Origin of the sequence: Baaleninema sp. (genome assembly GCF_049974805.1) — a bacterium.
Lineage (GTDB): Bacteria > Cyanobacteriota > Cyanobacteriia > Cyanobacteriales > Geitlerinemataceae > Baaleninema.
This window is the reverse complement of the sequence record NZ_JBNGCO010000099.1, coordinates 1-17,955: the sequence shown is the minus strand read 5'-3', so window position 1 is coordinate 17,955 and position 17,955 is coordinate 1. Positions and strand designations below refer to the sequence as shown.

The window sequence follows — 17,955 nt, the reverse complement described above, 5'->3', positions numbered from 1 at the left end:
GGAAACAACGACTTTATTGGAGCTGGCTCGAGATTTAATCGGACGGGCAAAATACGATATTGCGTTAGCGAGCCCTGTTGTTTTTAATTTATCGTCTTGGTCAAACAAACAACAGAACTTCGATCGATGGTTGGTTTCGGAACTGAATAGCAAATATCAAGTTGGCAAAGAAACGGCGAAAACTTGGGTAAAAGAGCAAAAGCTGTTGTTGCTCCTTGACGGTTTAGATGAAGTCACGTTAAACAGTCGCGAAGCCTGCGTTGATGCTATCAATGAGTTTTGTCAGAAATACGGACAAACTGAACTGGTGGTTTGTAGTCGGATTCGGGATTACCAAGCCCTCAACCACCACTTTAAGCTACAGGGAGCCATTTGTTTGCAGCAGTTGACCTTAGAGCAAGTACTCTAGTACTTTAAAAATTCGAGTGTTGGTTCTGGCGAATTCTTTGATTGGTATGCTGTCAGCTTTTTGGCTGTTCGGCGTCAATATAATTTTGAGTCAGCCAATTGATGAAATGGAAAAATGCCTGGACTCCATTTCTCAATCGCAAGATTCCCAAAAGACAGGATTGAGTTCCGCTGAGTTAGAATTCCAACAATTATCAATTCGCCGGGGGAAAGACTTAAAAGAGAATGAATTTAACTAGGAAGAACAGGAATGTGAAGAGATTGAAAAGTTCCTAGAAAGATATATCGAGGAGCTTTCAAACAAGACGTCATACGATCCTTTCTCAATTCCTAAGCCACTTCAAGAATATTTAGAGCTTCAGCAAGATAGTATATCCCAACTCAGCGCGTTACTCCCTCAAATTCAAGTTGATCGCAGGGTGAGATTTCCTTATGTAGAAGCCGAGGGTATCGATTTGAATTGGCAGGATTTTGAGGCGCAGGTTACAGCCATTAATATCTTAATCGTACAAGCCATGCAACAAGATGACTCCGGACAAAGCGAACTAGCTTTTACGACACTTGAAACCGCCTGGACGATCGGGCGATTGATGGCTAGTTGTTCTACGCCAAGACAGTATCTCAAGATGTTGGATGTCAATTTACAGTTTGCTCAAGCACTTCGGCATATGGAGAATATGCCTGACAATTGGCAAGCTACATTCAACCTCGATCGACAAGCACAGATCGAACAATTTGAAGCTTTGGCTCTCGACTTGTTTTCGGCGAATTCCTATGAGGACGTTGTGGATTCTCCGGATCGGATCTCCCCGATGGAGCGGTTGTTGTGGACGTTTCCCAAACACTGTTTCCCAAAAACTATTTTAAATGGGTGGCAGCGGATATGTGGATGGTCTCATCACGAGATAAACAATCCGGCGGCTGCAAGTTCGACCGAGCGGGATCGATCGAACGAAAAAATCTCGCTCGAGCTGTGTGGCAGGTATCTCCATATAATTGGCACGGCTGGCATCAATACATGCAATTGATGCAATTTGAGATCGAGTGGAAAATGACGGAAAAAGTCTTACAGATTAAAGCCCTAGGCCGCGAACGAGGACAGTTTCCGCCAAGGATTGCAGGTATTGAAACCTCGATTTATGAAGGCTATCAATGGATTTATCAAGTCAAGTCTAACGGAACCGCTTTTATTAAATTAAAACCCGTTCCTTCAGCTATTGCGAACGTCAAGGAAAATTCAATACTGGCTTATACGATTCCTTCACCCACTCTGTAGAGAATATTGGGGGCGGGAATTGCTGCCCACTTCGATGGATGTTGGGTTTCGCTGGCGCTCCACCCAACCTACTATTTTAGGCTACTATTTCAGGCTGTTTAGGCCTTGAAATAATCCGGTTCGTTGCCCGGTTTCCATTTGATGTTACAGCCGACGCTGGGTTTACGATCGATCTCGATGGGACGATCCTCTAAAACCGCATCGATGGCCGCCCGCAAATCCTTACCGTTGACGGGTTTGTCGTTTCCGGGGCGGCTGTCGTCGAGTTGTCCGGCGTAGGCGAGTTTGCGATCGCTGTCGAAGAGGAAAAAGTCCGGCGTACAAGCAGCCGTATACGCTTTCGCAACCGCTTGGGTTTCGTCGTAACACACCGGAAAATTAAAGCCGCACTCTTGCGCCATCGCTTTTAAATTTTCCGGGGAATCGTCGGGGTATTTTTCCACGTCGTTGGAACTAATGGCGACGATTCCCAACCCGCGATCGCTGTAATCTTTCCCAATCTTGGCCAGTTCGTCGCGAACGTGCTTGACAAACGGACAATGTTGGCACAGAAATATGACGAGTAACGCCTTTTTATCCGAAAAGGTTTCTAAAGAAATGCTGTTACCCGATACTGTATCCGGCAGCGAAAACGGCGGGGCAGAGACCCCGAGATCTAACATCGTAGAAGGCGTGAGAACCATAAAAAACTCCGTTAAAACAAGGGTACATGCCTTCTCAGGGTAAAAAACGTGGCTAGTAATTGCAAACGTAGTTGAGCATATTTTGCGTGGCTTCGCTTTGGGGCGTATAGGTTCCGTATCCTTCGGCGTACCACTGGTTGCTACTGCAATAGGCGATCGCATCGATGACTTCGTTGCCGATGCTGTAAGTAAAGTACAAATTGCCGTCATACCAGCCAATACTATCGCGATCGACCGCCACCACTTCCCCCGTCGAAGCCGTTCCCATGCGAACCCAGTACACTGCCAGAGCGGGAGTGGCGGCCACAACGGTGGATAACGCTGCCATCGCGGCCAACATCCGATGACGTTTCATGGTCAAATTCTCCTAAAACCCGATATTTCCTAATTTCATTGTGGAATACGCTTCCACCGGACGAAGTGAAATTGCAACGAAACGTTACGGCATGGGAAACCCTTGGAGAAGAATCCCAAATAAAACCCAAAAAATGATGCATCCACAACAGACCGCAGTTAGAGTAAAGGCAAATATCGGATCGTCTACCGACAACAGCCAAGCCCATGACACATACCCACAAACGCATCGGAATCCTGACCAGTGGCGGCGACTGTCCCGGACTCAACGCGGCGATCCGAGCCGTGGTCAGCCACGCAACCCTGAGCTTTGGATGGGAGGTTCTCGGAATTCCTTACGCAACTCAAGGACTGCTCGATCGAAAAGCCGTCGCCTTGACGGTACACGGTCTCGATATGCGGGGCATCGATCCCCTGTTGAGTACGGGGGGAACCATCCTCGGGTCGATCAACCGCGGTCCGACAGAAGCCCACGCGGGGGAAATCGTCGAGGGTTATCACGCTCTCGGTCTCGACGCTTTAATCGGAATTGGCGGAGACGGGAGTTTGGCGATTTTGTCTCAACTGGCCGAACAAGGCGATTGGAACTTCGTCGGCATCCCCAAAACCATCGATAACGACGTGGCCGTCACCGAACGCTCGATCGGCTTCGATACCGCTGTCAATACCCTCGTGGAAGCTCTCCACAAACTCAGTTATACCGCCGCCAGTCACGATCGCGTCATGGTGGTAGAAACCATGGGACGGGATTCGGGACATCTGGCACTGCACGCCGGAATCGCCGGAGGTGCTGATGTCATACTCATCCCCGAAATTCCCTATACCATCGACGGCGTTCGTCAAAAACTCAGCGAACTGCGCGATCGCTGGGGACATCGCTTCGCCATCGTCGTGGTGGCGGAAGGGGCGAAAACCCTGTCCGGGGAATCCCGCGCCTACACCGACGCCCAGGGGGAAATCCGCCTGCGGGGAATCGGCAACTACATCGCAGACGAAATCTGCCGTTATACCGAAAATACCATCGAAGCCCGCGTCACGGTTCTCGGTCACGTGCAGCGGGGCGGAATCCCCTCGGCGTTCGATCGCGTTCTCGCCTCGGCCTTGGGAACCGCCGCGATCGATCTCGTGGCGGAGGAACGCTTCGGCCACGTGGTGGTTTGGCAAAACGGGGAAGTGGACAACGTGCCGATCTCGGAGGTTTGCGCGAAAAGCCCTACCTATGTCGATCCCCAAGGCTGTTTGGTGAAGACTGCCCGAGGTTTGGGGATTTATATGGGGGAACTCAACGCTTCGGCGATTCCGCCGTTGGTGGGGTCGATCGCAGATGCGAAGCCTCCCTCGATCGTCAGTTGACTGCCGATAAACCTCCGATAACCCAAGTTCGATACACTCCAAAAACCATTCACTAAAATGCAGTTGGGGCAAGCCCTCGACGCGATAGACCTGCGCTTAGGTGTTTTATGCGACGCACCAAAATTATCTGCACCGTCGGCCCGGCTACGTCTTCGCCGACGATGCTGGAATCTCTGGCAGCGGCGGGGATGAACGTTGCCCGTCTCAACTTTTCTCACGGAAGTCACGAGTTTCACGCTCAAACGATCGACACCATTCAACGACTTCGGGTCGATCGCAATATGCCCGTGGCGGTTCTCCAAGACCTCTGCGGACCGAAAATTCGCTTAGGAATGTTACCGCCAGAAGGCTTAGAAGTCCAAGCCGGCCAGGAAGTCACCTTCGTGGCCACCGACTCGGGCGATAACATTCACGAAATTCCCCTTCCCGTGCCGATGGTGTTTGCCATCGTGCGAACGGGAGAACCGTTGTTAATTAACGACGGACGGGTGAAATTCGTCGTCACCGGACGCACGGCCGATACCATCCGCGCCCAAGCCACCATCGGCGGCGTGTTGCTGTCCCGTAAGGGGGTCAATTTACCCCAAACCCACTTACCGATGACTTCGGTGACGGAGAAGGATTTAATCGATTTGCGCTTCGGGTTGAAGCATGGCGTCGATTGGGTGGCGGTGTCCTTCGTGCGATCGGTTCTCGATATCGAACCGGTGCAACGGACGATCGAGGCGGCGGGGGCGAAAACTCGCGTCATCGCCAAAATCGAGAAACGGGAAGCCCTCGACGATTTCGATAACATTCTCAAGGCTGCCGACGGCATTCTCATCGCCCGAGGGGATATGGGGGTGGAACTGCCCATGCACGAGGTGCCGTTGATTCAGAAGGACATTATTCGACGCTGTAACGAGGCCGGAAAACCGGTGATTACGGCGACGCAGATGTTGGAGTCGATGATCGACGCCCCCGATCCCACTCGGGCTGAGGCCACGGACGTGGCCAACTCGATTCTCGACGGAACCGACGCAATCATGCTTTCTGGAGAAACGGCGGTGGGTCACTATCCCATCGAGGCGGTAAAGGTGATGCGGGATATCGCGTTGGAAACGGAGCAGGTTTTGCCGCGATCGAAATATCCGAAAGCGGGTCAACCCGGCGATCTCAGCGTGACGGAATCGGTGGCGGCCTCGGTCTGTCGCATCGCCACGGAAGTCGATGCCAAGGCGATTTTCTGTAATACCTCCTCCGGGGGAACGGCGCGATCGATCTCGAAATACCGCCCCTATCCGCCGATTATTGCCTTTACGCCGGAAGAGTCAACCCAGTACCAACTTTCGCTGTCCTGGGGCGTTCAACCCTGTTTGATTCCCACGGTTCACAGTTCTGACGAGATGATGGTGACGGTGGTGAATACTTCCGTGGAACGGGGATTGGTGGAAAAAGGCGACAAGGTGGTGATTACTTCGGGGGTTCCCATTGGCATGCCGGGAAGCACCAGTTTGATTAAGGTTCACACCATCGGACAGGCGATCGTGGCTTAGGGGCGGTTTGTGCTGTCGATTTTTTGTAGGCGCGTTGCCTGAAACGCGCCTCGGAAACCCTCAAACCGACAAAACTCGTGGTAAATCCAGAACGAACCCCATCCCTCTGTATCTCTGTGGTGAACCCCTCAACCCCCAAGCCCCCGATTTTTTCCAAAAAACCGGGGGCTTGCTCTTGACAAAAAGACTATAATGTGGTACTAACGACCCACACCCACATAACGGAAGCCGAGGGATTCCAACTTCTCGCGATCGAGGAAATTCCGGCCGTCCACCATAATCGGCGTGTTCATCGCCTTGGCCATTTTCGCGTAATCCAACGACAGAAACTGTTGCCAATCCGTCACCAACACCAGAGCGTCGCAGCCTTCAGCCAGGCGTTCCGTGTCCGTTTCCACGTACACCCCAGACAGCCCCGAACTCAGCCCCGACTGAGACACGATGGGGTCGTAAGCCTTCACCTTCGCCCCCAAGCGGTTGAGATTTTCAATCAACAACAGAGAGGGCGCGTCGCGCATATCGTCCGTATCGGGTTTAAACGTCAGCCCCAACAAACCGACAGTTTTCCCTTTGAGGATTTTCAGTTCGTGTTGCAGTTTTTCCAACGCAATGAGACGCTGGCGTTTGTTGACTTCCACCGCCGCTTTCAATAATTGCGCGTCGTAGCCGTAATCGTCGGAAGTGTGAACCAACGCCGAGACATCTTTGGGGAAACAAGAACCGCCCCAACCGATCCCCGCTTGCAAGAACTTCGTCCCGATGCGAGAATCGAGGCCGATACCTTTGGCCACCTGAGTCACGTCGGCACCGACTCGATCGCAGATATTCGCCACTTCGTTGATAAAGCTAATCTTCGTGGCCAAGAACGAGTTGGCGGCGTATTTAATCATCTCCGCCGAACACAAATCCGTCACCACCACCGGAACCGGAGGCAACTCTTTATCCTCCGCCAACACCCGCTTCACGATGGGGTCGTAGAGTTCCTTCATCATCTCGATGGCGCGGCTGCTGTTGCTGCCCAAGACAATGCGATCGGGGTTAAACGTATCGTACACCGCCGACCCTTCCCGCAGAAATTCCGGGTTGCTCACCACATCGAACTCCGCTTCGATATGTTCGACGAGTTCCTCTCCAGAAGTCCCCGCACTCACCAGGGCTTTTTCCCGTTCCGCAATACCGTCGAGAACGATCGATCGAACCCAGTCCCCAGAACCGATAGGAACCGTCGATTTGTTGACGATGACCTTATATCCCTCTTTCAGATGGGCGCCGATACCCCGGGCTACCGCTTCCACATAGCGGGTATCGCTTTCCCCCGTCGGGAGTGGCGGCGTTCCCACCGCGATAAAGAGAATATCACCGTGATTGACGCCTGCTTCTAAATCTGTGGTGAATTCGATGTGTCCCGATTCGATGCAAGACGTCATAATTTCCGACAGTCCCGGTTCGTAAATCGGAGACCGTCCGGCTTTCATGGTTTTGACTTTTTCTTCGTTGTTATCGACGCAAATCACGTCATGGCCGATTTGAGCCAAACAAGCTCCAGTCACCAAACCGACGTATCCCGTACCGATGACACAAACGCGCATATCAATTCGTCCTCAGATAGTAAAGTACTCCTCAACAACGTGGGGTTGGGAGGCTTTCGTACACTAGCTTAATCGCAAATTCTTGCAATCCCCACCTTCAGTGCTGCGGTCGATACACCCGGAAAAACGTCTGTTGCGTAGAATCGGGTTATTTAGCTGCCAGACGTTGGCGAAAATCTTCGATCGTCCGCTTCAATCCCTCTTCTAGCCCCACTTTCGGCGTCCAACCCAGCCATTCCTTCGCGCGGGTGATGTCTGGTTGTCGCTGTTTGGGGTCGTCCTGCGGAAGCGGCGCGAACTGAATCTCGACATCGGGGTTGACGAGTTTCTGAATCGTCTGCGCCAGTTCCAAAATCGTGTATTCGTCGGGGTTTCCGATATTCACCGGGCCGATATGTTCCTCGTTTTCCATCAGCCGCATCATCCCGTCGATGAGGTCGGTGGCGTAGCAGAAACTCCGAGTTTGGGAACCGTCGCCGTACACCGTCAGGGGAATTCCCCGCAGGGCTTGGACGATGAAGTTACTCACCACCCGTCCGTCATGTTCCTGCATTCGCGGTCCGTAGGTGTTGAAAATGCGGATAACGCGAATGTCCACGTTGTTTTGACGGTGGTAGTCGAAGGTTAGGGTTTCGGCGATTCGCTTCCCTTCGTCGTAACAGTTCCCGCAAAAAGCTGCCCGTCCGTTGCGGCGCACGCAGATGACGTGATTTTTGACGTTGACGCAGTAGACGTTGCCCCCGTATCGCACTCGTTCGGGTTCGGCGAGAACGGCTTCGACGGCGGGGCGGATATTAACGCGGTACAAATCGCGACCGACGGCGTGGGAGACGACAGAAGCCGCATAGCCGCAGCGCAGTGCGAGTTCTTGTACGTCGTCAGCGAGTTGTTGGGATTTGGTGTAATAAGTGTAACGATCGCCCCGCTGGCTTCCATCTCCCCTCATCAGGGCGTCGAACAAAATGCGAGATTGACGTGGAGAGAGGTTGAGGTATTCGCGAGGAATGTATTTATCGCCCGATTTGCCCAAAGGTAGCAGAATTTCTGCCAGTTGCTTGCTACAAATCCGAAACTGGTGGTCGTCAGATTGGAAGAATTTAAAGCCCAGCTTGGAGAGACAGTTGGCGATTTGGGCGCGTCCTTCGGGGATAGATTGGGCAATAAGAACGTTATAGTCGGCAATGTCGTAGTCAGTATCGCCGACAGCCCGGACGCGACGGCGGACGTGAGTGCAGCCTTCAGAGATGTAGTAACCGAGGAATTCGAGCCAGTCGTCCATGGCGATGCGGTTGACCCGAACTTTGGCGTGAGACGGGGGCGTTCCCAACTCGAACCACTCTTTTTCGACTCCGTTAAATTCTGCCCCCGTGGGAACTCGCCAGGATTTGGCGTAGCGCACTTCGTCTGCTTGCAGGAATTTGAGTTTTCCGGTCTTGCTGCGAAGGTAAAGTTTGTGGTTGGGCGTTACGCAGAGGTCGAATTTAGCGTTGGCAAATCGTAGCAGTTCGCCGACGTAGGGTCGAACGATATATTCGTCGGGAACGTGGTATTCGATTTGTCCCTCACCGTTGAGGGTGGCGACGGGGGTTTGAGGATCGAGTTGGGGAAATGGAACCCAACCCTCTTGGGTCAGAATTTCCGTGCGATCGTCGTAACAGGCCCGAATCCCGATGGGGTTGACGTTCCCCCGATAGTCTTCGGTTTGGGGGTGGACGGTGGGATCGCCGTAGACTTCTGAGGTCGAGGCCAGCAGGAACCTGGCTTTGACTCGTTTTGCCAGTCCCAACATATGGAGCGTTCCGAGAACGCTCGTTTTTACGGTTTTAACGGGGTTGTATTGGTAATGAACCGGAGACGCCGGACAAGCGAGGTGGTAGATTCGATCGACTTCCAGGCGGATGGGTTCGGTGATGTCGTGGCGAAGCACCTCGAAGTACGGTGAATCCATCCACTTTAGAATGTTGCGCTTGTGGCCGGTGAAGAAGTTATCTAGACAAATCACCTCGTGCCCTTGTTCCATCAGGCGATCGATGAGGTGGGAGCCTAGAAACCCAGCACCGCCTGTAACTAGTATTCTCATCGCCGAAATTCTCGCTAAAACCTGACATCCAAGGTATCCTGCGATCGCTCAACTGTCCAGATTTTTCAACTTGTCTCGAGAATTCCTCGAGAATTCCTCGATAATTCTCAACTAAGTATATTAATTGACAACAACCCCTCTCCCTGTGTATCCTAGAAGACAGATAGAGGCTTTTGTTATCTGACATTATGTCTGTTTATTCCACAGCCTCTCTGAAATCCGAGCTGAACGAGCGGGGATGGCGCATGACCCCCCAACGAGAAACAATTCTCAAAACGTTTCAGCATTTGCCGAAGGGCCAACACTTGAGCGCGGAAGATTTATACGAACTCTTACAACGGGAAGGACAGCGCATTAGCTTATCCACCGTTTACCGCACGCTCAAACTCATGGCTCGAATGGGAATCCTCAGAGAGCTAGAACTCGGCGAAGACCACAAACATTACGAGATCAACCAACCGTATCCATATCACCACCACCATTTAATTTGTGTCAAGTGCAACAAGACCATCGAGTTTAAAAGCGATGCCGTCTTGAAAATCGGCACGAAAACCGCTCAGAAAGAGGGATATCACCTTCTCGATTGTCAATTGACCATTCACGCCATCTGTCCGGCCTGTCAACGGGCTTTAGCGCCGTATTAGACTCATCATCCCCTCACCGCTGAAGCCAGGCGGCGATCGCTACGGCGAGGGCGTCGGCGGCGTCGTCCGGCTTGGGAACGGTGTCGAGGGAGAGTTCCCGCGCAACGGCGTCTTGTACGTCGGTTTTTGAAGCGTTTCCATACCCGGTTAGGGCTTGTTTGACCTGGGCGGGTGTCAGTTCGACAAGCGGTAAGTCGTACTGGGCTAAGACGAGTAATACCACTCCCCGCGCTTGCGCGACGAGGATCGTGTTTCCCATGCGGTAGAAAAAGAGTTTTTCGACGGCTACGCAGTCAGGTTGGAAGCGATCGACCAAAGCGTGAAGGTCGTTGTAAATGGTTTGCAAACGCCGTCCGAGGGCTTGCTTGGGCGGCGTTTGTATAATGCCGAAATCGATGGGTTCGAGGCGATCGCTCTTTTCAATACAGTCGATCGCCCCGAACCCCAATCGCGCCAATCCCGGATCGAGTCCGAGAACGCGCTGTTTTTTAACGGAACCTCCCATCTAGTCGGTTTCGTCAGGAGGTTCGACGCCGAAGACATCGGCGAAGACTTTTTGCACTTTGTATCCCGAATCGATCGACTCGAGGGGATCTTTCCGCAAGCGGTGACGCAGACAGAGGGTCACGACGCGCTGAATGTCTTCGACGGTGACGTTATCCCGTCCTTCAAAGGCGGCTAAGGCCCGCGCCGCGCGGTTGGTGACGATATCGCCCCGCAATCCGTCTACGTCGAGTTCGGCGCAAACTTGGGAAATTTGCACGCGCAAGTCATACTCAACTTCTACCGACGACAGCAATTCTTGGGCTTTGACGAGCCGTTCTTGCAGTTCCTGCTGTTGGGCTTGGTGTTGTTTGAGGTAGCCTTGAGGATTGCGATCGAACGCCGATCGCTCTTCGACGATTTTCACTCGCAAGGTGGGATCTTTCACGGTGCGGATTTCGGCGTGCATCCCGAATCGATCGAGCAGTTGCGGCCGCAATTCCCCTTCTTCCGGGTTTCCCGAACCCACTAACACGAAGTTAGCCGGGTGACGAATCGAAATCCCTTCCCGTTCGACGGTATTCCAACCCGACGCCGCCGAATCGAGCAGCACGTCGACGAGGTGGTCGTCGAGCAGGTTAACTTCGTCCACGTACAGGATGCCTCGGTTGGCTTTGGCCAGCAAACCCGGCTCGAAGGCTTTCACCCCTTCAGAGAGGGCTTTTTCAATATCGATGGTGCCGCAAACCCGGTCTTCTGTGGCGCCGAGGGGTAAGTCTACCATCGTCACTTTTTTCTTGGCGACGGGTAAGGTTTCGCCCCGGCCGAGGCGTTCCCGCACGTCGTCGCTCATCAGTTCGGGATTGTTGGGGTCGCTGTAAAACGGATCGTCGGCGACCACGTCCATTTCCGGAAGCAAATCCGCCAACGCCCGAATCGTCGTGGATTTACCCGTTCCGCGATCGCCCATAATCATGACCCCGCCCACTTTGGGGTCGATGACGTTGAGCAACAGGGCGAGTTTCATTTCTTCTTGTCCGACGATGGCCGTAAAGGGAAATACGGCGCGGCGACGGGGAAGGGTCGGGACAGTTGGGCTGGCTTCGGCAGTTACAGTCATGCGATTTTAGAACGTTTGCGATGTATAAGATTCAGGGATTTTATGGGCGCATAAAAAAAACGACCGTTCCCCATTGTACCGCCCTCGATCGCGAACCCTCGCACGGAACTCACCGATTCGGGACGGTTGAGAATGTCGTCTTTTTTTTCTGAGATGGCTCAGGTCGAGATCTAACCGCTTTTGGGAAAGTGGCTGATTTGCGCGTAACCGCTAAACAGTAGGGTTTTGCCCTTGGTTTCGAGGCGGTTGAGGCGAAGCATCACGCCGTCGAGATCGAATCGATCGAGATCCACCATATCGTTGAGAGCCGTCAGGAGAGCGCGACTGAGGGTTTCGGAATCTTCCCGCAGCGCTTCGGGAACGGCTTCGGCGAGAAATTCTGCTTCGGTGAAGACAATGCGACGCCGACGCTCGATTTGAATGGTGGTGCTTAAGGCGATGGGGATTTCGTCTCGATCGGGGCTTTTGGCCACCGCCTGAAGCTGAATGCGGTTGTTGGCGTGAAGTTCGATGGATACCTTAGAAAACGAGATGGGTTTTCCACCGGAAATGGATTCGAGACCCGGTAAGTTCAGGTCTTCGAGACGCCGGGTTACGAGATCGGCGTGGAAGGATTCGTTGATACCGTCTTCTGTCAACACGACTTGGGCGATGGCCTGAGTCGGTTGTTTGAGGTTCAGTTTTCCTTTGAGGACGGAACTGAAGTCGAGGGCGACGGTGTCTGTTTCAAAGGACATTTCCCGCACGGGGAAACGCTTGCGGATGACGAGGCCGCGACCGCTCATTTTAAAGCTGTCGATCGCCCCCTGGAGCAGTTTGCTCGAGGGCGAACAGCGAATCTGGACGTCAACCGACTCGCTTTTGGTGAACAGGTGCGCGATCGACCGACTGGCGACCGTGTTGAGCATTTGCTCGCCCCAGTCGGTTCCCGCAGACGCTGTGTTTCCCGTAAAGCTCCCAAACATAGAGACCGATGCGCGTCGGCATTCCAAAGGACAGATGACTTTCTTCTTTGTAACAAAATATGAAGCAGCCTGCAAACGAGGCTTGGAGGGATCGAGCGGAGGGTTCGCCGCGATCTCCCCTCTCGGGGACTTTGACCGCCCGACCCCTCGACTCGCGCACTTGCGTGAAGCTACTCAACTGCTCCCGTGAAATAGGGGCTTTCGATCGACTACATTTTGTAAAACTATCCAGAAAGCCCCCGGGATATTGCGTATATATTCTATTGCGATCGCAAAATTAAAGATTTTTCTATGTACAAACACGCAATTTTTGGTGTCTTTTACATAAGCTTTACAGAAAATTCATCTAATCCTCGCACACAAGCGGGGAAATACTGACTAGAATTTACATATACGCACCGTACATCTTGATTATCTGCTTACGAACAGCCACTGAACGTGAGGCGATTATAAGCGAAAGTCGTACAGCTAAGGTCTCTCACTTCATATAAAAGGTCTGGGTGTTATCGAATGAGATTCATAATCTAAGCTTTGCCTTCAACCATCCAAACGCCCGCGATATGGCGCTTCGGGTGGTGAAGGGATTGCAGATACAGTTCGATCGATTCAACGACAAGACTCCTGGAGGACGAATCCATGTCATTAAAAAACATAACCACCTACGCCGCTCCTTTACTAGGTGCAACGTTAGCTTTTTCTACGGCGATAGCTCCCGCTGAAGCTGGTAGCTTAAAGAGCGGCGAAGAATTCGGAACCAACGGAATTTTATTCACTGAAGATACCACCGTAACCTTTGAATTCAATCAAACTTACGGCAAGTTTCAGTCAGCACTCAGAGTTTTTCAGGCCGGTGATTTAAACAACGCCTTAGCAACGCTGTTTGAAGAAACCAAAGCTTACGACGCAGCGCCCGACCAAACTCAAGGTAAAGCGGACGACTGGATTGGAAGTCTCGGAAACACTGTCACGAACCAGTTCGCCCAGTTTACCTTCTTAGCCAACGTCGAGTATACCCTCGGTTTAGATAGCGGCTCGGATGGTACGGTCTACTCCACCTCGTCCCTCAACGGCGGAACTCAACGAACCCTCTTCGGTTCTCACGGTTCCATCTCTAGCGACGACGGAACGACGTTTACCAATGCTGGGGATTTCACCTCGATCGATCCCTTTAACGATCCTGTCGCACTCGGTTTCGACGATGCGGGAAACGGCGACGATATGGACTATCAAGACATGACGCTGTACGCTCAAGCGCAACGCAGTACGGCTTCGGTTCCCGAACCCTCTTTGACCCTCGGCTTAATCGGTCTCGTGGCGGGTGGATGGCAATTACGCCGTCGTCGTCAAGACGCCTAATTTTCTCAATTGGCGTTTCACCCAGGCTGTCAATTAACCCCCCATTCGATACCCAGTTTTTAACCGGATTTTAGACGACCCAACACTCTAGCAGATATTTCCAGTTTTAGCTAACTGTTTTTAGCTGACTGTACGCGAGCTTCCCCGTCTAGGTGACTACACCTTAAGGTCGGGGAATTTTTATGGTTTGGGGCGGTGCTGGCTCGATCGCCAATCTGGGATCGTGTCAACTCAGCACAAAACGGAAATCGAGCGCCGCTTGCCCTCGCAATTCAAACGACGCTCGATCTCTGCTTTTTATCGGGGGTTTTGTTATAAGTTAGGGTCTTTATGAATTCGACCCCTTTAAACTGCCAGGATCTTTATCAAAGGCGATCCCGTTTATCGTTCAGGGTCTTTATTAGGCTGACCCCGTTTCAATCTCTCTCTAGAATGCCAGATGGTAACCGGGAATTTCGGATTCCTAATTATTTCTTTATATTTCGGGATTTTACAATTACTGTACTTGGGTTAATTTTTGTAAATTAAATAACTTATTAACTATTTAACGATTGGGTGTTAAAGATGCCCCGAGAATCTGAGAAAACCAGACTTCAAACGATCGAACCGGAGAGCGGCGTACCGCTTCCCCGGCATCCACCATCGGCTCGACGAGAATAGTAAACAAGCCCATGCGATTTCCGGCGAGAACGTCGGTAAAGAGTCGATCGCCTACCATCCCCACCTGAGCGACGGGTAAATCCATCGCAGAAACCGCCCGCCAGAGTTTGCGGCGAAAGGGTTTGGCGGCAAAGTGAATGTAGGGTAATTCCAAAGATTTAGCGATGCCCCCGATGCGGGTTTCGCTGGTATTGTTACTGACTAACCAAAGCTGAGACACTTGGCGCAGTTCGGCGATGCGATCGTGCAACGCTTTGGAGGCGCGAGGGCGACCCATGGGAACGAGGGTTTCGTCCACATCGAGAACGAGTCCTTTCAAATCGTGCTTTTCTAGCAGTTCCGGCGTCAAATCCAAAATCGATCCACCGAGAACTAAATCTGGCTGTAAGAGTTTGCCCCAAGACATGATCGGTAATGTTGAAATTCTGTGAGAGAAAGAGAGACGTGACAGAGTTATTGAGTCGAAAGTTCTCGTTCTACGCGATCGATGGCCGCTTCGTGTTCTGCCAAAGTTCGACTGAACAAATGAGTTCCATCGTATCGCGCCACGAAGTATAAATATTCCGTCTCTTCCGGGTCGAGAGTTGCCGCCAAACTCGCTTGACCGGGACTGGCGATCGGCGTCGGCGGCAAACCGGTATTGCGATAGGTATTATAGGGAGAATCGACGGCCACTTGAGTTAACGTCAGAGGTCGATCGACCGTTTGTTGGATACCGAGGGCGTATTCCACCGTCGGATCGGCTTCTAACCTCATGCCGCGATCGAGCCGTTCCACAAACACGCCAGCAATGATACGCCGTTCGTCCGGCACCACCGCTTCCCGTTCCACGATGGAACTGAGCGTTACCCAGTCCCGCAACGTCAACGCTAACGGGGGATTTTCAGCCGTCTCGTACATCGGCAGTGCCACCGCCTCAAACTGCGACAGCATTTGTGTCACCACCGCTTGGGGCGTCGTCCCCTGACTCGGAAGCTGGTACGTATCGGGAAAGAGAAACCCTTCGAGATGGGGAAGGTCGGCGGGCAACCAGGGAAATCGATCGCGGGGAATGTCCGTCGTCGCATCCAAAAACGCCTGTGCCGAAAAAAATTCCCGTTCCTCAAAATACGCGGCCATATTGCGGCGCGACCAACCTTCAGGAATCGTGAAACTTTCCTCAACGACCTCGCCACTCCAAATGCGATCGGCAATTTCCCGCATCGAATCCCCCGGAGACAGGCGATATACCCCCGCTTGAAAGCCTCCCGCGGGTTCCCGCCATCGCCGCCAGCGGGCCCAGAGATTCCAAGCCGACGCTGATCGCACCACGCCCAACTCTTCTAAATCCCGTCCGATTTGGCCGGCTGGCGTTCCGGCGGGGATTTCCAATTGAATCGAGGCGGCGTCCTCAGTGGCGACGGGGGCGTTTGCCCAACTCCACCAAGACCAACCTTGCCATCCTCCCACTGCCAGGGCAACGGGAATCGCTAGATAGAACGCGCCTGTCCAAATCCGTTTCACGATGGCTGCTGTAATCTAATGGGTTTCCAGACGATCGATCTCGCTCCCGAGGGGTGCGAGTCGATCTCAATCCAACCCTTCAAAGAGGCGTTCGGCAATCCGACTTTCTAGGGAGGGCAGAATCGGCTCGATTTTGGCGAACTCTTCTTCCGTGAGCAAGTGGGGCTGAGAAGACTCGTCGAGTCGCACCAATACCAACATTGGGTCGAGAGGAACGTAAATCGAGTATTCCTGTTCTTCGTGGTAGAAATTGGCCAACCACATTAATTCTTCGGCGTCGGGGTCCTCGTCTCCCTCGTAGTCCTCCTCGAACTCGTCCTCTAATTCCTCGAGTTCGGGGAGTTCCCCCACCACCGTCAGGGTGAGTGCCGTCCGTTGTAAGAGTAAGTCGTGTTCGGCCAGGACGGCTTTAGCCGTCTCGAAAATTTCGTCGAGTTCTGCCTCGGCCACGAGAGCGGCTTCTTCTTCCTCTTCATCGTCGCCGTACCACGCCACGATATCAACTGGCGTGTTGACAGGAAGTAAAACGGCGTAGTTTTGCCCTTGGACATCGAACTGATGTTCGACGTAGCAGGGCAGCGAGCGTCCCACCTCGTCAGTCACGATCGAGATCGTGGTGGAAAAGCGCCCGTTTTTATGGGAGGGCTGAGTCATATGTTCGGTAAATTTCGGGTTCGATCGTCGAAACGGAAACCCGTCGAAAGGGGTCGATCTTGTTCCCTTACCATAACACGGCCGGGGAGCCGGGGAGATGGGGGAGCCGGGGAGAATTGCACCTCGATCGTACCATCACCCCATCATCCCCCGATGAGGAGGGCGAGTTTGCCTGTCATCGAGCCTTCTTCTATGGCGGTGTGGGCGGCGGCGGCTTCGGCGAGGGGATAGGTTCGCGTGAGTTGAATTTTTAACTGGCCGCGATCGATGAGCGGAGCGCACTGCTGTAAAATCTTTGCTTGCTCGGCTTGTTCGTCTTTTAAATCCATTAACATCGGCGTCAGCATTAACTCTAAGCCGAGGCGAAGGTTGCGCTGGCGGGCGGTTTTTAAATTTCCGTCGTCGCTCGGTTGCAGCAGCGTCACGATGTCGCCGTAGACTTTCACCGCTTCGCAACTTTTGTAAAAGGTCTCTTTACCGACCGTATCGAAGGCCACGTCTACCCCTTCGCCGTTCGTGGCGTCGATAGCCGCCTCTACGAAATCCCGCTCTTTATATAAAATCGGCAAATCCGCGCCCAGTTGCTTGACAAAATTCGCCTTTTGTGTATTGCCAACCGTTGTAAAAACGCGAGTTCCTTGGAGTTTGGCCAACTGAATCGCCACGTGGCCGACGCCCCCCGCTCCCGCGTGAACCAAAACCGTTTGTCCGGCTTGAATGCGGGCGCGATCGTAGAGAGCTTCCCAGGCGGTAATCAACACGAGAGGAGCGGCGGCGGCTTCCTCGAAACTGAGAGTTTGCGGTTTCAAGGCCAGACAGTGCTGTTCGACAACAGCGTATTCGGCGTAATTCCCCCGAGGGCCGCCCAAGCCACCGTTACAAAAATACACCTCGTCGCCCACTTGGAAGCGTTCGACGTCAGACCCCGTAGCTTCGATGATTCCCGCCCCGTCGCAGCCGAGAATCGCGGGGGACAAGTCGGGGTAAAAGGTTCCCCGCTGGCGAACTTTGGTATCGATGGGGTTAACGCCGGCCGCTTTCAGGCGGACTAACACATCGGTATTCGATCGAAGTTCCGGTTTCGCCACATCTTGAAGTTGTAAAACCTCGGGCGCACCCGCCGCCGTCATCACCACTGCTTTCATCGACATTTCTCCCAACTCTTCACATCGCGTATCTACAGGAAACGGAGAAGAGTGATGATGAAATAACCGGATAAGGTGACGATGTGAAATTCTCTCATCACCTCATCACCTCATCACCTCATCACCTCATCACCTCATCACCTCATC

At 52.9% G+C, this 17,955-nt stretch carries 17 protein-coding genes and 4 pseudogenes; 8 read left to right on the top strand and 13 right to left on the bottom strand.

The genetic code is table 11. The features are described from left to right. The 4 genes and pseudogenes from ACP5D4_RS16945 to ACP5D4_RS16930 all read left to right on the top strand — a co-directional run. Positions 1-409, top strand: a pseudogene (locus tag ACP5D4_RS16945) (NACHT domain-containing protein); the annotation flags it as partial. Between the two features lie 16 nt (positions 410-425). Beyond that, complete coding sequence (locus tag ACP5D4_RS16940) at positions 426-647, top strand: hypothetical protein (RefSeq protein ID WP_428012799.1); 222 nt, start codon at positions 426-428, stop codon at positions 645-647. A gap of 180 nt (positions 648-827) precedes the next feature. Further along, positions 828-1,436 (top strand): hypothetical protein, encoded by a 609-nt coding sequence (locus ACP5D4_RS16935; protein ID WP_428012798.1) that lies wholly within the window; start codon positions 828-830, stop codon positions 1,434-1,436. Then, the gene (locus ACP5D4_RS16930; RefSeq protein ID WP_428012797.1) at positions 1,427-1,684 is read left to right on the top strand and encodes a hypothetical protein; all 258 of its coding nucleotides are present in this window, start codon (positions 1,427-1,429) and stop codon (positions 1,682-1,684) included. Before ACP5D4_RS16935 ends, ACP5D4_RS16930 begins: the two co-directional genes overlap by 10 nt. A 98-nt stretch (positions 1,685-1,782) precedes the next feature. Here the strand turns inward: ACP5D4_RS16930 and ACP5D4_RS16925 are convergent, their stop codons facing one another. Both ACP5D4_RS16925 and ACP5D4_RS16920 read right to left on the bottom strand, forming a co-directional pair. Then, the gene (locus ACP5D4_RS16925) at positions 1,783-2,346 is read right to left on the bottom strand and encodes a thioredoxin family protein (RefSeq protein ID WP_428012796.1); all 564 of its coding nucleotides are present in this window, start codon (positions 2,344-2,346) and stop codon (positions 1,783-1,785) included. 73 nt (positions 2,347-2,419) lie between these two features. After that, the gene (locus ACP5D4_RS16920) at positions 2,420-2,722 is read right to left on the bottom strand and encodes a hypothetical protein (RefSeq protein ID WP_428012795.1); all 303 of its coding nucleotides are present in this window, start codon (positions 2,720-2,722) and stop codon (positions 2,420-2,422) included. Between the two features lie 206 nt (positions 2,723-2,928). Here ACP5D4_RS16920 and ACP5D4_RS16915 point away from each other — a divergent pair, with 206 nt between their 5' ends. Further along, a complete protein-coding gene (locus ACP5D4_RS16915) occupies positions 2,929-4,074 on the top strand; it encodes an ATP-dependent 6-phosphofructokinase (protein WP_428012794.1) in 1,146 nt (381 codons plus the stop codon). A gap of 107 nt (positions 4,075-4,181) precedes the next feature. Continuing rightward, the gene (gene pyk, locus ACP5D4_RS16910; RefSeq protein WP_428012793.1) at positions 4,182-5,609 is read left to right on the top strand and encodes a pyruvate kinase; all 1,428 of its coding nucleotides are present in this window, start codon (positions 4,182-4,184) and stop codon (positions 5,607-5,609) included. Between the two features lie 200 nt (positions 5,610-5,809). On the opposite strand, the gene ACP5D4_RS16905 is transcribed toward pyk, so the two are convergent. From ACP5D4_RS16905 to ACP5D4_RS16890, 4 genes and pseudogenes are all read right to left on the bottom strand, one after another. After that, the gene (locus tag ACP5D4_RS16905; protein ID WP_428012792.1) at positions 5,810-7,198 is read right to left on the bottom strand and encodes a UDP-glucose dehydrogenase family protein; all 1,389 of its coding nucleotides are present in this window, start codon (positions 7,196-7,198) and stop codon (positions 5,810-5,812) included. Positions 7,199-7,346: 148 nt separating this feature from the next. Beyond that, positions 7,347-7,958 (bottom strand): annotated as a pseudogene (locus ACP5D4_RS16900) (GDP-mannose 4,6-dehydratase); the annotation flags it as partial. Between the two features lie 39 nt (positions 7,959-7,997). Continuing rightward, a pseudogene (locus ACP5D4_RS16895) lies at positions 7,998-8,144 on the bottom strand (LAGLIDADG family homing endonuclease); the annotation flags it as partial. Between the two features lie 699 nt (positions 8,145-8,843). Further along, positions 8,844-9,278, bottom strand: a pseudogene (locus ACP5D4_RS16890) (GDP-mannose 4,6-dehydratase); the annotation flags it as partial. Positions 9,279-9,466: 188 nt separating this feature from the next. Here ACP5D4_RS16890 and ACP5D4_RS16885 point away from each other — a divergent pair. Further along, complete coding sequence (locus ACP5D4_RS16885) at positions 9,467-9,922, top strand: Fur family transcriptional regulator (RefSeq protein WP_428012791.1); 456 nt, start codon at positions 9,467-9,469, stop codon at positions 9,920-9,922. A gap of 13 nt (positions 9,923-9,935) precedes the next feature. Here ACP5D4_RS16885 and ruvC read toward each other — a convergent pair whose 3' ends face one another. The 3 genes from ruvC to ACP5D4_RS16870 all read right to left on the bottom strand — a co-directional run bounded on the left by ruvC (position 9,936) and on the right by ACP5D4_RS16870 (position 12,490). Continuing rightward, positions 9,936-10,427: a crossover junction endodeoxyribonuclease RuvC gene (ruvC, locus tag ACP5D4_RS16880; RefSeq protein WP_428012790.1), complete on the bottom strand. Its 492-nt coding sequence runs from the start codon at positions 10,425-10,427 to the stop codon at positions 9,936-9,938. Next, entirely contained in the window at positions 10,428-11,525 is a 1,098-nt protein-coding gene (gene bchI, locus ACP5D4_RS16875; protein ID WP_428012789.1) for a magnesium chelatase ATPase subunit I, read from the bottom strand. A gap of 170 nt (positions 11,526-11,695) precedes the next feature. Continuing rightward, positions 11,696-12,490 carry an LmeA family phospholipid-binding protein gene (locus tag ACP5D4_RS16870; RefSeq protein WP_428012788.1) on the bottom strand — a complete coding sequence of 265 codons (795 nt, stop codon included), beginning with the start codon at positions 12,488-12,490 and terminating at the stop codon, positions 11,696-11,698. Between the two features lie 636 nt (positions 12,491-13,126). Here ACP5D4_RS16870 and ACP5D4_RS16865 point away from each other — a divergent pair. Next, entirely contained in the window at positions 13,127-13,846 is a 720-nt protein-coding gene (locus ACP5D4_RS16865) for a PEP-CTERM sorting domain-containing protein (protein ID WP_428012787.1), read from the top strand. Positions 13,847-14,390: 544 nt separating this feature from the next. On the opposite strand, the gene ACP5D4_RS16860 is transcribed toward ACP5D4_RS16865, so the two are convergent. The 4 genes from ACP5D4_RS16860 to ACP5D4_RS16845 all read right to left on the bottom strand — a co-directional run bounded on the left by ACP5D4_RS16860 (position 14,391) and on the right by ACP5D4_RS16845 (position 17,808). Continuing rightward, on the bottom strand, positions 14,391-14,912 hold the full coding sequence (locus ACP5D4_RS16860; protein ID WP_428012786.1) for a YqeG family HAD IIIA-type phosphatase: 522 nt from the start codon (positions 14,910-14,912) through the stop codon (positions 14,391-14,393). Positions 14,913-14,959: 47 nt separating this feature from the next. Then, positions 14,960-16,009: an endolytic transglycosylase MltG gene (gene mltG / locus ACP5D4_RS16855; RefSeq protein WP_428012785.1), complete on the bottom strand. Its 1,050-nt coding sequence runs from the start codon at positions 16,007-16,009 to the stop codon at positions 14,960-14,962. 66 nt (positions 16,010-16,075) lie between these two features. After that, positions 16,076-16,663, bottom strand: a complete 588-nt coding sequence (locus tag ACP5D4_RS16850; RefSeq protein ID WP_428012784.1) for a DUF3727 domain-containing protein — start codon at positions 16,661-16,663, stop codon at positions 16,076-16,078. A 143-nt stretch (positions 16,664-16,806) separates the two neighbouring features. Beyond that, positions 16,807-17,808, bottom strand: coding sequence for a zinc-dependent alcohol dehydrogenase family protein (locus ACP5D4_RS16845; protein WP_428012783.1), 1,002 nt, complete (start codon positions 17,806-17,808; stop codon positions 16,807-16,809). Between the last annotated feature and the right edge of the window lie 147 nt (positions 17,809-17,955).